13 protein-coding genes are annotated in these 14,108 nt (G+C 61.3%); 3 read left to right on the top strand and 10 right to left on the bottom strand.

Annotated features, from left to right (window positions below):
• Positions 1 to 27: 27 nt before the first annotated feature.
• The 6 genes from pepN to HDC30_RS23015 are packed head-to-tail and all read right to left on the bottom strand — an operon-like array spanning position 28 to position 6,544.
• On the bottom strand, positions 28 to 2,685 hold the full coding sequence (gene pepN, locus HDC30_RS23040; protein ID WP_183785143.1) for an aminopeptidase N: 2,658 nt from the start codon (positions 2,683 to 2,685) through the stop codon (positions 28 to 30).
• Between the two features lie 10 nt (positions 2,686 to 2,695).
• Positions 2,696 to 3,526: a DUF2797 domain-containing protein gene (locus HDC30_RS23035; protein ID WP_027613137.1), complete on the bottom strand. Its 831-nt coding sequence runs from the start codon at positions 3,524 to 3,526 to the stop codon at positions 2,696 to 2,698.
• Positions 3,523 to 3,783, bottom strand: coding sequence for a YeaC family protein (locus tag HDC30_RS23030; RefSeq protein ID WP_003224178.1), 261 nt, complete (start codon positions 3,781 to 3,783; stop codon positions 3,523 to 3,525). The genes HDC30_RS23035 and HDC30_RS23030 overlap by 4 nt, the downstream gene beginning before the upstream one ends.
• Before the next feature lie 33 nt (positions 3,784 to 3,816).
• Positions 3,817 to 4,686, bottom strand: a complete 870-nt coding sequence (locus tag HDC30_RS23025; RefSeq protein WP_135295536.1) for a rhomboid family intramembrane serine protease — start codon at positions 4,684 to 4,686, stop codon at positions 3,817 to 3,819.
• Complete coding sequence (locus HDC30_RS23020) at positions 4,683 to 5,657, bottom strand: metallophosphoesterase (protein WP_372241222.1); 975 nt, start codon at positions 5,655 to 5,657, stop codon at positions 4,683 to 4,685. Before HDC30_RS23020 ends, HDC30_RS23025 begins: the two co-directional genes overlap by 4 nt.
• Positions 5,654 to 6,544 carry an NAD(+) kinase gene (locus tag HDC30_RS23015; protein ID WP_003224174.1) on the bottom strand — a complete coding sequence of 297 codons (891 nt, stop codon included), beginning with the start codon at positions 6,542 to 6,544 and terminating at the stop codon, positions 5,654 to 5,656. Before HDC30_RS23015 ends, HDC30_RS23020 begins: the two co-directional genes overlap by 4 nt.
• Positions 6,545 to 6,659: 115 nt before the next feature.
• Here HDC30_RS23015 and HDC30_RS23010 point away from each other — a divergent pair, with 115 nt between their 5' ends.
• Positions 6,660 to 7,610 carry a DUF1853 family protein gene (locus HDC30_RS23010; protein ID WP_183785141.1) on the top strand — a complete coding sequence of 317 codons (951 nt, stop codon included), beginning with the start codon at positions 6,660 to 6,662 and terminating at the stop codon, positions 7,608 to 7,610.
• A gap of 130 nt (positions 7,611 to 7,740) precedes the next feature.
• Here HDC30_RS23010 and HDC30_RS23005 read toward each other — a convergent pair whose 3' ends face one another.
• Positions 7,741 to 9,024, bottom strand: coding sequence for an arsenic transporter (locus tag HDC30_RS23005; protein WP_183785139.1), 1,284 nt, complete (start codon positions 9,022 to 9,024; stop codon positions 7,741 to 7,743).
• Between the two features lie 160 nt (positions 9,025 to 9,184).
• Positions 9,185 to 9,742: an NADPH-dependent FMN reductase gene (locus HDC30_RS23000; protein ID WP_183785136.1), complete on the bottom strand. Its 558-nt coding sequence runs from the start codon at positions 9,740 to 9,742 to the stop codon at positions 9,185 to 9,187.
• A gap of 183 nt (positions 9,743 to 9,925) precedes the next feature.
• On the opposite strand from HDC30_RS23000, the gene HDC30_RS22995 reads away from it, so the two are divergent.
• Both HDC30_RS22995 and HDC30_RS22990 read left to right on the top strand, forming a co-directional pair.
• Positions 9,926 to 10,156 (top strand): hypothetical protein, encoded by a 231-nt coding sequence (locus HDC30_RS22995; protein ID WP_007965845.1) that lies wholly within the window; start codon positions 9,926 to 9,928, stop codon positions 10,154 to 10,156.
• 85 nt (positions 10,157 to 10,241) lie between these two features.
• A complete protein-coding gene (locus HDC30_RS22990) occupies positions 10,242 to 11,135 on the top strand; it encodes a LysR substrate-binding domain-containing protein (RefSeq protein WP_183785134.1) in 894 nt (297 codons plus the stop codon).
• Here the strand turns inward: HDC30_RS22990 and HDC30_RS22985 are convergent.
• Together HDC30_RS22985 and HDC30_RS22980 are read right to left on the bottom strand one after the other, a co-directional pair.
• Positions 11,101 to 11,715, bottom strand: coding sequence for a GNAT family N-acetyltransferase (locus HDC30_RS22985; RefSeq protein ID WP_096795963.1), 615 nt, complete (start codon positions 11,713 to 11,715; stop codon positions 11,101 to 11,103). The genes HDC30_RS22990 and HDC30_RS22985 overlap by 35 nt on opposite strands.
• A 14-nt stretch (positions 11,716 to 11,729) precedes the next feature.
• Complete coding sequence (locus tag HDC30_RS22980; protein WP_183785132.1) at positions 11,730 to 13,985, bottom strand: Orn/Lys/Arg decarboxylase N-terminal domain-containing protein; 2,256 nt, start codon at positions 13,983 to 13,985, stop codon at positions 11,730 to 11,732.
• Positions 13,986 to 14,108 lie beyond the last annotated feature (123 nt).

The following is a 14,108-nucleotide window of genomic DNA, read 5'->3' as shown; positions in this document are numbered from 1 at the left end:
AAGCCCGCTCCCACATTTCGTTATGCGTTACGCCAGGCTTTTGCTCACTACTTCATATACATCGCTGGACAGCTGACCGGAAGCCAGAATCCGCTCCAGCTCAGCCTTCATCAACGCCTGACGGGCGCTGTCGTATTTACGCCAGCGAGTCAGTGGCGCCAGTTGCCGCGAAGCAATCTGCGGGTTGAAGCCGTTCAGTTCGATCACCAGATCCGCAAGGAAGCGGTAGCCCGAACCGTCGGCGGCGTGGAAGTTGATCAGGTTCTGCCCGGCAAACGCACCGACCAGCGCACGCACCTTGTTCGGGTTCTTGATATTGAACGCCGGGTGCTGCATCAACGCCTTCACCCGCGCCAGACCGCCCGGCAGTGTGCTGCCGGCCTGCACGCTGAACCACTGATCCATGACCAGCGGGTTGTCCTTGAAGTGCTCGGCGAAAGTTGCCAGCGCTTTGGCCTTTTGGTCTTCGAACGGCGAGTTGACCAGTACCGCCAGCGCGGTGAGGCGCTCGGTCATGTTGTCGCTGTTTTCGAACTGTTCTTGCGTAGCGGCCAGCACTTGCGGCTTGCCGCTGAGCATCAGGTACGACAGCGCAATGTTCTGCAGCGCACGACGGGCAAAGTGCTCAGCCTCGGCCACGTATGGCGTCTGCTTCGACAAATCGCGGTTGGCCTGATAACGCAGCCACAGCGCTTCGAACAGGTTGTCCGCCAGTTGCTTGCGGGCAAACTCGCGAGCGGTGTGGATCGCCTCGACATCCGCCACTTCGCTGATTTCGGTCAGATACGCTTCGCTCGGCAGCGAAAGCATTTCGGCGACCATGGCCTGATCCAGCGACTCGTCAGACAGCACGGTTTTCAGCGCCGAGATCAGCCGCGGATCGAGCACCAGGCCCTCGCCCTTCTGCTGCTGGGCGATCAGCTCCTGCAGGACCTGCACCGACAATTGCTGACCGGCATCCCAGCGGTTGAAGCCGTCGCTGTCGTGCTGCATCAGGAACATCAACTGGTCGCGGTTGTACGGGAAGCTCAGTTTCACCGGTGCCGAGAAACCACGCAGCAACGATGGCAGCGGCTGTTCAGCGATGTCGACGAAGGTGAAGGTCTGCTCAGCCTCGGTCACCGAGATCACGCGGGTGGTGCCTTGCGCCGACGCTTCACCGGCCAGACGCAGCGCGATCTCGTTGCCTTTGCTGTCGAGCAGACCGAGTTCGACCGGAATCACGAACGGCAGTTTTTCCACTTTGTCCGGGGTTTCCGGGCAGCTCTGGCGGAAGGTCAGGCTGTAGGTTTTCGCCGCGGCGTCGTAGGACTCGCTGACCGCCAGACGCGGCGTCCCGGCCTGGCTGTACCAGCGCTTGAACTGGGTCAGGTCGACACCGTTGGCGTCTTCCATGGCCTTGACGAAATCGTCGCAGGTCACGGCCTGGCCGTCGTGGCGTTCGAAGTACAGGTCACTGCCCTTGCGGAAGCCTTCGGCGCCCAGCAGGGTGTGGATCATGCCGACCACTTCCGAGCCCTTTTCGTACACGGTCAGGGTGTAGAAGTTGGAGATCTCGATGAAGCTGTCCGGGCGTACCGCGTGGGCCATGGGACCTGCATCTTCGGCGAACTGGTGGGTGCGCAGGTACGCCACGTCCTGAATGCGCTTGACCGTGGCCGAGTTCATGTCCGAGGAGAAACCGGCGTCGCGGAACACCGTGAAGCCTTCCTTGAGCGACAGCTGGAACCAGTCGCGGCAGGTCACGCGGTTGCCCGACCAGTTGTGGAAGTATTCGTGGGCGACGATCGCCTCGACACGCTGGTGCGCGGCGTCGGTGGCGGTTTCGGCGCGGGCCAGCACGGCGCTGGAGTTGAAGATGTTGAGGCCCTTGTTCTCCATCGCGCCCATGTTGAAGTCGTTGACGGCGACGATCATGAAGATGTCCAGATCGTACTCGCGACCGTAGACCTCTTCGTCCCAGCGCATCGACTTCTTCAGGCTGTTCATCGCGTGCTGGCACTTGTCGATGTTTTCCGGCTCGACGTAGATCCGCAGCGCGACATTACGATTGGTCATGGTGGTGAAGGTGTCTTCGACACACCACAAATCACCGGCCACCAGCGCGAACAGGTACGCCGGTTTCATGAACGGGTCTTCCCAGGTCGCCCAGTGTCGGCCGTCTTCGCCCGGGCCGGAGGCAATCGGGTTGCCGTTGGACAGCAGCACCGGATAGCTGTGCTGCTCGGCGACCACCGTGGTGGTGAACTTGCTCATCACGTCCGGGCGGTCGAGGTAATAGGTGATCTTGCGGAAGCCTTCGGCCTCGCACTGGGTGCAGAACATCGTGCCGGACTTGTACAGGCCTTCCAGCGCGGTATTGGTTTCCGGGTGAATCCGGACGCTGGTGTCGACCGTGAAGCTGGCGCTGGCCGGCTGCAGGGTCAGGGTATTTTCGCTCAGCTGATAATCGCCGGCGCTCAGTTCCTGGTCGGCCAGGGTTACCGACAGCAGTTCCAGTTGCTGGCCGTCGAGCACCAGCGGCGGCAGGCCCGGGCCACGCTCCGGGTTGCGGCGCATCACCAGTTGCGCGTGGACCAGGCTGTGGTCCTCGAACAGCTCGAAGGTCAGGTGCGTCTCGTCGATCAGGTACTCGGGCGCCTGATAGTCCTTCAGGTAAATCATCTTCGGTTGTTCGGTGCGCATGCTGGAATCCTTATTGATGCACGGCGAGCTGATAGGCCGTGTATTTACGAATGTTGATCACGCCGGTGTCAAAAATCAGGTACTGACCCTTGATTCCCAGCAGCGTGCCTTCGGCAATCGGGTTCTTGTCCAGGTTGAAGCTGACGATTTTGGCCGGGTATTGCTCGACCGGATAGCGGATTTCGAGAGGTTCTACATCGGCAATCGTCTGAATTGCTTGTAGGCCGAATCGCTGCTGCAGGCCTTGCAAGCCCTCGGCGCAGCTTTCAAACAGTTGATCGCGCACTTGCGCCAGATCCACCGCCGCCGCATCGCCCTTGAGCAAGGCGCGCCAGTTGGTCTTGTCGGCCACCTGGCTGCGGAACAGGTCTTCGACGAAGCCCGACTGCTGGCGCGTCGATACGCGCATGATCGGCAGCGCCTGACTCGCGCCCTGATCGAGCCAGCGGGTCGGCAACTGCGTGGCGCGGGTGATACCGACCTTGATCCCCGACGAGTTGGCCAGATACACCACATGATCAGTCATGCAGAACTTCTGACCCCACTCCGGCTCCCGGCAGGTGCCGGCCTCGAAGTGACAACGCTCCGGGCTCATGATGCACAGATCGCACTGCGCCAGTTTGGTCATGCACGGGTAGCAGTAACCCTGGCTGAAACTGGTTTTGGTCTTGCGCCCGCAATGGGTGCAATGAATCGCCCCCAGGTACTCCAGACGCACCGTGGTGCCGATCATGGGGTTGACCGGCACCTCGACGTCATCCAGACGAAACGCGTATTGCACATTCGGCCCGTCCAGGCGCGCCGACATTTTGCTGATTGCACCGCGGCCAATCTCGATCAATGGATGGCATCCGACTTGAACAGGATGTTCGGCACTTCGATCGACTTCGACGCACATTCCTGCGGGCCCATGTAACCGGTGCGCTGGTCTTCAGGCAGGTTCTGGATTTCCCAGGCGATCATCGCCTGCAGCGAAAGCTCGCGCTGTTCGGCGGTGAGTTTGCCACCGTCGGACCACTTGCCGATTTCCACGGCCAGTTTCAGGCTCTCGTAGATGTCCGGGGTGATGTTTTTGATCATGTCGTTAAAAGAGGACATCAGGGTCTCCGTGCTCTTTATTCACTTAAAATTTCAGGCGGCCAGTTTACGGCGGTTATACAAACCGCCCAACAAACCGGTGAAGCATCCGATGAGTAACCCGCTGACGTGCGCGGCGTTGGCGATCTGGCCGAAACCGATCATCGAGACCAGTCCGGACATGCAAATCACCAGCCACACCAGCATCATCACCAGCACGCCTCGCGGCAGGCGATACGCCGGGTTCGGCGCCAGCAACTGGAAAATCCAGCAATGGCCGAGCAAACCGTAGAGCACGCCAGACAAGCCGCCAAACAGGCTCGGGCCGCTCCAGGCAAACTGCGCGTAGTTCGACACCAGGCTGAACAGCAGGGTCAGACCGAGCAGGTTGATGCTGCCCTGACGTGACTCGATGCGCCGCCCCAGTTCCCAGTACCACATGCCGTTCATGGCCAGGTGCAGGATGCCGAAGTGCAGCAGCATCGGCGTGAACAGGCGCCACCACTGCCCCGCCGCCAGGCTGTCGGCCAGCGGCGTGAACTGGATGTACTCGCCGACCACGCGGAAGTCGAGGAAGGTCAGCCAGCGAATGGTCTCGAGGTTGTCGCCCAGATAGGTCAGGCCACCGACCAGCAGGCTCAGCAGCAGGATCAACCCGGTGGCCTTGGCGTGTTTGAGTTGCTCGGCGAAGCTCGGACGCTTGAAAGTCGGCGCCAGCGGGATGTCCAGTTGCTGATCGGGATCGCCGGCCGGGAAGCGCTCGTACAGCGAACGCACGTCCTCGCTGATTTCCGAAGGCGCCCACAGCACCTGCTCGCCCGCCTCTTCGCTGACTCGATGCGGCACCTGCATCCGTTGCAGCAGCTTGACGAAACCGCTCAGATCCACCGCCAACGGCAGACGCAATACCGCTACCGCACTCATTGCAGCACCTCCGGCCGCTCGACATCGACCCAGACAAATTTATGCGGATCCAGACGTGTTTCCTGATCCAGACGATAGGCCACCAGTTTGCCGTAGAGCACCGCGCTGTAATCGAGACACGCGAGGTTCGGGCGGATCGGCGCCGGTTTGCCGCTGCGCCAGTAGTGGCCGACGAACAGCAACGGCTCGTCGATGCCATAGCGCAGCAGATTGTTTTTTTCGCTGGAGGTCAGCGGTTTCTGCGCCACCGGCTCCGGCAATGCATCTGGCTGGAAGACGATGTCGCCGTAGGTTTTCGGGTCGTCTTCCCAGAATTTGGTGCGGAAGAACGAGCGCACCAGACCGTCGCCGCTGGTCATGGTCAAGCCATCCGGCAGGCGCATGTCGGTGCCGCGCAGCAAGCGGTCGAACACGGTGCAGGCGAAACTGCCGGGCACGGCCGACGCCTGGAGAAAGTGCTCGTCGATGCGCGCATCGGGAAACAGCCCGCGCAATGGTTCGATCAGGCTGGCATCCCAACAGGCGTGCACCACACGGAAGCGTCCGGCATCAACCACCAGCGGCAGTTCGTAGAACCAGTTGAGAAAGTCATGCCAGTCGCCCGGATGGTCTTCGAACTGGGTCAGGGTTTCATGCAGCAGGCGCGCGTGCCGCGGCGTGTGCTCACGGACGAACTGCTTGCCGCTGCCCGGCAGCGCCGGCGTGCTCCAGCCCAGTGCGTTGAATTCGTGGTTGCCCATGATGCACAGCGCCTGCCCGGCCTCGACCATGTCGTGGACGATGTGCAGTGCCTCGCGGATTCGCGGGCCACGGTCGATGATGTCGCCGACGAACACGGCCATGCGCGATGGATGCCGCCAGACCCCGCCCTGCTTGTGATAACCGAGACGGTCAAGCAAGTGTTCGAGGGTCAGGGCGCATCCGTGCACGTCACCAATCAAGTCATAACTGCGCGCGGGATCGAGCATCAGTCGCCTCCACCACCCAACTTGCTGCCCCAGCCGAGCTTGGTCCGGCAGACTTCGTAGTAGTTGTGGTCGAGCGGGTGAATCAGCCGCAGCTTCTGGGCTTTCTTGCTGACGGTGATGGTGTCGCCCGGCGCGCAGGTGAAGTGGTTCTGCCCGTCGCAAGAGACCTGCGGGTAGATCTGCATGTTTTTCGACACGACGATTTTCAGCTCACTGTTGCCATCGACCACAATTGGCCGGCTCGACAACATATGGGGGTACATCGGCACGATCACAATGGCGTCGAGCTTGGGATGCATGATCGGGCCACCGGCGGACAGTGCGTACGCGGTGGAGCCGGTCGGGGTAGCGACGATCAGGCCGTCGGCCTTCTGGCTGCAGACAAACTGACCGTCGATGTACAGCTCGAACTCGATCATCCGCGTCGATTTGCCCGGGTGCAGCACCACGTCATTCAGCGCATCGCCCTGGCCAATGGCCTCGGCATGGCGGCGAACTTCGGCTTGCAGCAGGAAGCGGTTTTCCACCAGATAATGGCCGTCGAGCACCTTGGCCACTTCGACTTCCAGCTCATCGGGACGAATGTCGGTGAGAAAACCAAGGCTGCCACGGTTGATCCCCAGCACCGGAATATTGTGCTTGGCCAGCGCCCGCGCGGCGCCGAGCAGGCTGCCGTCACCGCCGACGACGATGACCATGTCGCAGACTTCGCCGAGCATCTTGCGTGACGAGGTTTGCAGGCCATGGCCCGGCAGGACTTCGGCGATGGTGTCTTCGAGAATCACGTGCAGGTGACGATCGAGCAGAAAGCGTTTCAGTCGGCGGACGGTATCCAGCACCTGGGAACTGCCCAGGCGACCGATGATGCCGATATTACGAAATTGCTCCATGGGACCTCTGCGGACAATCGAAAACGCGAAAAACACGATTATGGGCGAAAGCCCGCCATAGACAAAATCCTTTCAGCCTCAAGGGGGCGCGCGTGTTTCAGGCTATGCTCGCAAGATGATCCTGTTTCCCGACCTGCTCCAGTTACCACACCAATTACGCCATCCGGAAGTGCGTGACCTGGCGTGGGTGATTCTCGCCCCTCCGATGCTGGCCGCAACGCCGTGGCCGCAGCGCCATCCGCTGGCCGGCAGCGACTGGGTCAGTGATCCGCAGCGCCTGGAGCACTGGCTGCGGCAACTCGATCGCGACAGTTATGGCTTGTTGCATTGGCTGTCGCAGGCGCGCACGCGGCGGCTGGGCCTGTATTACGAACGGTTGTGGCAGTTTGCCGTGCAGCATGCGCCGGGCATCGAACTGATTGCCGCCAACCTGCCGATCCGCCGCGAAGGCCACACCCTCGGTGAACTCGACATGCTGCTGCGCGACCGCGACGGCGTGCATCACCTGGAACTGGCGATCAAGCTCTACCTCGGCCCGCAGGAAGGCGACGGCCACGACCCGGCGCAATGGCTGGGGCCGGGTTGTCATGATCGACTGGACCGCAAACTGGCGCATCTGGCCGAACATCAACTGCCGATCTCGGCGCGCCCGGAAAGCCGTGAGGTGCTGGCGAAGCTGGATATCGAGGTGTTCAGTGCGCAGTTGTGGCTGGGCGGATACCTGTTGTACCCGTGGCCCGGCACGTCTGCCTCACCGAGCGGCGCGCATCCGCAGCACCTGCGTGGCAGTTGGCTGCATCAGAAGGATTGGCCGGCGTTCGTCGTTCAACGTCCGGCCGGGCGCTGGCAACCCCTGCCCCGCCATGCGTGGCTGGCGCCGGCACACTACCCGGCGGATCAGACCTGGAGTGCTCAACATCTGCAGATGTGGCTGGACGACCTGGAACCGATGGCCCCGGCGCAACTGCTGGTGCGCCTGACCGAGAATGCGCAGGGCGAATGGGAAGAGGCGGAGCGGTTGTTTCTGGTGGCGGATCTTTGGCCGAATGTGCCGGGCCAGGCCTGAAAATTTCAATGCCTGACCCGGCCTCTTCGCGAGCGGGCTCGCTCCCACATTTGGACTGCATTTTCAAATGTAGGGAGAGGCGCCACACTCCCTGTGGGAGCGAGCCTGCTCGCGAATGGGCCGACTCGGTCTAAAGGGATAACCGCAGCGCCAAAGCCGCCAAGGTAATCAACAACACCGGCACCGTCAGGACAATCCCGACCTTGAAGTAATACCCCCAACCAATCCGGATATCCTTGCGCGCCAGCACATGCAGCCAGAGCAAGGTCGCCAGACTGCCGATCGGGGTGATTTTCGGCCCCAGATCGCTGCCGATCACGTTGGCATAGATCATCGCCTCCTTGACCACGCCACTGGCCTGACTCGCATCAATCGACAACAAGCCGATCAGCACTGTCGGCAAGTTGTTCATGATCGACGACAACAGCGCGGTCAGCACCCCGGTGCCCAGCGCCGCACCCCATACGCCGTACCCGGCGAACACATCCAGCCAGCCAGCGAGATACCCGGTCAGCCCGGCATTGCGCAGGCCATACACCACCAGATACATGCCCAGCGAGAAAATCACGATCTGCCACGGCGCCTCTTTCAGCACCTTGCGCGTGGAAATCTTGTGGCCACGGGCGGCGATCCCCAGCAGCAGCGCCGCACAGACCGCCGAGATCGCGCTGATCGGGATGCCCAGCTGTTCGAGGAAGAAACAGCCGATCAACAGAATCACCAGCACTACCCAACCGGCATAGAACGTGGCCTTGTCGTGGATCGCCGTGTGCGGCTGTTCGAGCTGTTCGGGGTGGTAGGCCTTGGGGATGTCGCGGCGAAAGAACCACAGCAGCACGCCCAGGGTCGCGGCCACGCTGACGAAGTTGACCGGCACCATCACCGCGGCGTAGCGGTTGAAGCCGATGTGGAAGAAGTCCGCCGAGACGATGTTGACCAGGTTCGACACCACCAGCGGCAGGCTCGCGGTGTCGGCGATGAAACCGGCGCCCATGACGAACGCCAGGGTCGCCGCCGGGGAAAAGCGCAGCGCCAGCAGCATCGAAATCACGATTGGCGTGAGAATCAGCGCCGCGCCGTCATTGGCGAACAGCGCCGACACCAGCGCGCCGAGCAGCACCATGTAGGCAAACAGCTTGCGCCCACTGCCCCGCCCCCAGCGCGCCACATGCAGCGCGGCCCAGGCGAAGAAACCGGCTTCGTCGAGCAACAGGCTGATGATGATCAGCGCAACGAAGGTGCCGGTGGCGTTCCAGATGATTTGCCACACCAGCGGAATATCGCTCAGGTGCACGACGCCGAAGATCAGCGCCAGCACCGCGCCGAGCGTCGCGCTCCAGCCGACCCCGAGGCCTTTGGGTTGCCAGATGACAAGGGTGATGGTCAGCAGGAAGATCAGTGACGCAGCGAGCATTCGCGACAGCCTTCAATTATTCAATGAGTGGAGATCCAAATGTGGGAGCGGGCTTGCTCGCGAAGGCGGTGTGTCAGATGACAACTTTGTGTCTGACACACCGCCTTCGCGAGCAAGCCCGCTCCCACAGGATCTCTGTTTTATCGCAGCTCTGACCAGATTATTTTTTGTGTTGTTCCACAAATTTCCCATACGCATTGATGAAATTCTGCAGGAACGGTTTGACCGACTCGCTCAACTTGCCCGCCTCGTCAAACGCCGAACCCGCGCCCCCCAGATACGCTTCCGGCTGCTGCATGCACGGCACATCGAGAAACACGAAGGACTGGCGCAAATGCTGGTTGGCGCCAAAACCGCCAATCGCCCCCGGCGACACGCTGATCACCGCACCCGGTTTGCCGCTCCAGACGGCTTTGCCATACGGCCGTGAACCCACGTCAATCGCATTCTTCAAAGGCGCCGGCACCGAGCGGTTATATTCCGGTGTGACGAACAGCACCGCGTCGGAAGAACCGACTTCCTGGCGGAAAGTGCTGTAGGCTGCCGGCGGTGAATCGCCGTCGATGTCTTCGTTATAGAGTGGCAGGTCGCCAATTTCGACAATCTTCAGTTTCAGGTTCGCCGGTGCCAGTTCGGCCAGCGCCAGCGCGACTTTGCGGTTGATCGATGCTCTGCGCAGGCTGCCGACGACTACAGCGACGTTGTAGACATTGCTCATGGAAGACTCTCGACTGTCGGTGGGAAGAGCCAGTAGTTATAGATGATTCGATGACAGTTTCACCAGCGAGCAAGGGAAATTCCTGCGCGCTGATTATTTTTTTCCTGTAGGAAAACTTACAGGGCTTGATGACGGTCTACCAAGCCGCAAATCAAGCGTTTTATCTCCAGAGGTTCTAAGCAGATGGCAGCAGTACTCGTCGGTCAGTTCCATGCAAGAGATGCGGAAGGCCGCGTTTATTCCGTGCATGAGTTCCAGGAATCCACCCCGTCGGCAGACGGTTCCACTGGCTCGGAGCCGATTTACAAACTGGCCATTGGCGATCGCGTCAACAAAGTCAGTGACACCGAGTTTCTCCTGGTTCAGTCAGGTATCACCCTGACCCGCGAGCCTGAGACAACCGTCGCGTCATAACTGGCCGTTATGAGCAGAAGTCATATGCGCAGACTTGGGGTAGGATTCAGCCACTGACCCCACCTGCTGAACATGGACTTCACGCATGCGTTTACGTCATATCGAAGTGATTCAGGCGCTCTTGCAGACCGGTCACCTGGGCACCGCCGCCGAATGGCTACAGCTCCCGGTGACCGAGGTCGAAGAGCGTTTGCGCGAAGCCGAGAGCGAGTTGGGGTTCATGCTGTTCGCCAGCGTACGCGGCCGGCTGCAATCGACGCCTGAAGCGCGGGCGTTGCAGGTGGAAATCGCTCATGTCTATCAGGCACTGGAACCGGTGCAGCGTCTGGCAAGCAGCCTCAAGCAATACCTCGCCCCGCCCCTGCGCATCATCGGCACCCCGCCGCTGGCGCAACAGCTGTTGCCGCAAAGTATCGCGCTGCTGCGCCGGCGGCTGCCCGATGCACCCTGCCGTTTGCTCAGCTCTGCGACTTGCGACATCGTCCGTAGCCTGCTGCTGCGCGAAAGCGATCTGGGCCTGAGCCTGCACGATCCGGAACACCCCGACATCCACTGCCAGCCATTGGCCCACGGCAAGCTGCAACTGCTCGCGCCCCACGGCTGGCTGCAACCGAAGCAGAAATACATTTCCCTGCAGGATCTGGCTGGCCAGGCAATGGTCGGCCTCGAAGGCCACGACCCGTTGAGCCCGGCGCTGGAGAACAAACTCCAGGCCCTGCGCCCGGCACCGAGCATCCAGACCCGAGTGCAAACTCATCAGATGATGCGCAGCATGGTCGAGGCCGGCGAAGGCCTGGCCATCGTCGACCCGTTCACCGCCCTCGGCGCGCGGACGAGCGGACTGGATGTCTGCCCGTTGTCACCGGCGGTGCCCGTCAGCCTGTATGCCCTCACCTACCGGCACAGCGCCACGCCGGCAGCGATTCAGACTCTGTTGACGATTGTCACGGAACAAGCCGAGGCGATGCTGGCGAGCTGAGCGGGTGTTCCAGCGGGTTATCGAACAGTCGATACCAGAACAACGCAATTTCCGCGGTGTTCGGATCAATCCCGCGATAACGCAAATGGTCGATACCGCCAATCTCGTAGCCACAACGCTCATACAAACGGCAGGCGCCGAGGTTGTTGTTCTGGGTTTCGAGCATGATCCCCGGCAGTTTTTTCTTGCGACTCCAGAACTGCGCGACATCCAGCAGCGCCTTGGCCACACCATGCCGGCGCGCCGGTGCGTGTACCGCCAGCTCATCGATATGGGCGAAGCCATTCCAGTTGGTGCTGATCACCAGATGACCGACCGGCTCATCATCGAGATACGCCATGAAAATCGCGCTGTCGGCGGCATCGCGATAGCTGCTGAACTCTTCAGGATCAATGCCGTAGCACTTGCGGTACGGCACGATCGGCGTCACCGCCCAGCGCTCGACCGGTTGACCAATGACGGCGGCACCGTACGCGGCCACCTCGAAACTGAAGTCGCTGCCCCAGATGTACGCCGCGAAACCATCGTCGGCGACGCGCACCGACAGCCCTGGGTATTTCGGATTCATGACCGGTTGCATACTCGGAAAAGTCCTCATTCCTTGACGCAATCGACGGTGTACTGCCGTCCATTGCCCTCGTCTTCATGTTGCAGTCCATGCACATCAGCGACAAAACCGGGGAAGCTGCTATCGAACGTGCGGGCGAACTTCAGGTAGTCAATGATCGAGCGGGTTGCCTCGGTAAAGCGCTCGCCGGGCATGATCAATGGAATTCCCGGTGGATACGGCACCAGCATCACCGCCGCGATCCTTCCTTCCAGCTCATCGATCGGCACCGCCTCGACTTCGCCGCGCACCAGATGATCATAGGCATGGGCCGGCTTCATGGCGATTTCCGGCAGCACCGTGTACATGCGTTTCAGATGTTTGGCGGTGGCGTTGCTGCGGTAACAGGCGTGCAGTTGATCGCACAGGTCACGCAGGCCCATGCCGCGATAGCGCGCGGTGTCTTGCTGCGCCACGCACGGCAGGCAGGTCGCGAGACTGATGTTGGCGTCGTAACTGCGCTTGAACTCCAGCAACTCGGTGAGCAGCGTGCTCCACTTGCCTTTGGTGATGCCCATCGAGAACAGCACCAGGAACGAATACAGCCCGGTCTTCTCCACCACCAGCCCGCGCTCCCAGAGAAACTTGCTGACCACCGCTGCCGGGATGCCCTTCTCGCTCAGCGCGCCACCGGCATTCAACCCGGGCATGACCAGGGTCACTTTGATCGGGTCGAGCAGCACATAGTCGTCACTGACTTCGCCGAAGCCGTGCCAGTCGGCGTCCGGCTGCAGCAGCCAGTCTTCAGTCTGCACCCGGTCGATGCCTTCGACGCCGGGCGGCTGCCAGATCGAGAACCACCAGTCGTCCGCCGCAATGTGCTGGCGCAGATTGGCCAGCGCCCGGCGAAAACTCAGCGCTTCATCGAAGGTTTCCTGCAACAGCGAACGCCCGGCCGGGCCTTCCATCATGGCCGAGGCCACATCCAGCGAAGCGATGATGCTGTACTGTGGCGAAGTCGAGATGTGCATCATGAACGCTTCGTTGAAACGGTCACGGTCCAGTTGCCGCGCTCCGCCGTCCTGCACATGAATCATCGAGGCCTGGCTGAACGCGGCGAGCAGCTTGTGCGTGGAGTGAGTGGTGAACACCAGCGGGCTGTCCTCGGTGCGCGAGGTGGCCATGCCATAACGCCCGGCGAAGAACTCGTGAAACGCCGCGTAGGCGTACCACGCCTCATCGAAATGCAGCACTTCCACGCTATTGCCCAGGCTCTGTTTGATCAGCTCGGCGTTGTAGCACAGGCCGTCGTAGGTCGAATTGGTCACCACCGCCAGTTTGACTTTCGGCGCCCGGCCCTTGGTCAGCGGGCTGGCGTCGATCTTCGCCTGAATCGATTCGCGACTGAATTCGCTCAGCGGAATCGGGCCGATGATCCCCAGCTCATTGCGCTCCGGGCACAGATACAGCGGGATTGCGCCGGTCATGATGATCGCGTGCAGCACCGACTTGTGGCAGTTGCGATCGACCAGCACCAGATCATCCCGACCGACCATCGAGTGCCAGACGATCTTGTTGGCGGTCGAGGTGCCATTGATCACGAAAAACGTGTGATCGGCGCCGAAGTTGCGCGCGGCGCGCTCTTCGGCTTCGGCCAGCGGCCCAGTGTGATCGAGCAGTGAACCGAGTTCCGGCACCGATACCGACAAGTCCGAACGCAGGGTGTTTTCGCCAAAGAACTGATGAAACGCCTGCCCCACCGGACTCTTGTGATAGGCCACGCCACCGCCATGCCCGGGGGTGTGCCAGGAATAGTTGGAGTCGGCGGTGTGCTGCACCAGCGCCTTGAAAAACGGCGGCAGCAGACCGTCCAGATACTTGCGCGCCGCCCGCGCCACTTGCCGCGCCAGAAACGGCACAGTGTCTTCGAACAGATAGAGAATGCCGCGCAGTTGATTGAGCTCGGCCATGGCATCGGCGGGGGCGTTTTCCAGAGTGACCTGTTCGCCGAGGGCAAAGATCGGCAGATCCGGCGCGCGCACCCGGGCCAGACCGATCAGTTCGGCCATGTTCTGCAGCAGATGCGAGTTGGTGCTGGCGTCTTCGGCAGCGATCAGCATGCACACCAGACCATGATGGGTGGAGGCCACCAACCGCCCTTCGGTGTAGTCGATGGCCGAAACGATATTGAAACCTTCCTGCTCCAACTCCCGGGCGATGCCACGGATACGGTCACCGGCGACCGTGTCGGCCTTGATGTCGCGGTGGACGATCAACACCGGAAACTTCAAATCTTTGTACATGAGGCTCAGTGTCCCGAGGCGGCGGATCAAAGTCTGCCAATGCACTCAGGGTAGAGGGTTGCAGCGAAAGTGGCGAGGGTGGCCAGTTGGCTTCACTCAGCCTGACTCGGCTTTTGTGGCGAG

This window comes from Pseudomonas sp. JAI115 (assembly GCF_014200835.1).
Taxonomy (GTDB): domain Bacteria; phylum Pseudomonadota; class Gammaproteobacteria; order Pseudomonadales; family Pseudomonadaceae; genus Aquipseudomonas; species Aquipseudomonas putida_A.
This window is presented reverse-complemented; position numbering and strand designations above follow the sequence as displayed.

Bases quoted from the DNA above. Each gene is read 5' to 3' on its own strand.
- HDC30_RS23015 (WP_003224174.1), bottom strand. From the start codon at position 6,544: ATGGAGCAATTTCGTAATATCGGCATCATCGGTCGCCTGGGCAGTTCC.
- HDC30_RS23030 (WP_003224178.1), bottom strand. From the start codon at position 3,783: ATGTCCTCTTTTAACGACATGATCAAAAACATCACCCCGGACATCTAC.
- pepN (WP_183785143.1), bottom strand. From the start codon at position 2,685: ATGCGCACCGAACAACCGAAGATGATTTACCTGAAGGACTATCAGGCG.
- HDC30_RS22995 (WP_007965845.1), top strand. From the start codon at position 9,926: ATGGCAGCAGTACTCGTCGGTCAGTTCCATGCAAGAGATGCGGAAGGC.
- HDC30_RS23005 (WP_183785139.1), bottom strand. From the start codon at position 9,024: ATGCTCGCTGCGTCACTGATCTTCCTGCTGACCATCACCCTTGTCATC.
- HDC30_RS22990 (WP_183785134.1), top strand. From the start codon at position 10,242: ATGCGTTTACGTCATATCGAAGTGATTCAGGCGCTCTTGCAGACCGGT.
- HDC30_RS22980 (WP_183785132.1), bottom strand. From the start codon at position 13,985: ATGTACAAAGATTTGAAGTTTCCGGTGTTGATCGTCCACCGCGACATC.
- HDC30_RS23010 (WP_183785141.1), top strand. From the start codon at position 6,660: ATGATCCTGTTTCCCGACCTGCTCCAGTTACCACACCAATTACGCCAT.
- HDC30_RS22985 (WP_096795963.1), bottom strand. From the start codon at position 11,715: ATGCAACCGGTCATGAATCCGAAATACCCAGGGCTGTCGGTGCGCGTC.
- HDC30_RS23025 (WP_135295536.1), bottom strand. From the start codon at position 4,686: ATGAGTGCGGTAGCGGTATTGCGTCTGCCGTTGGCGGTGGATCTGAGC.
- HDC30_RS23000 (WP_183785136.1), bottom strand. From the start codon at position 9,742: ATGAGCAATGTCTACAACGTCGCTGTAGTCGTCGGCAGCCTGCGCAGA.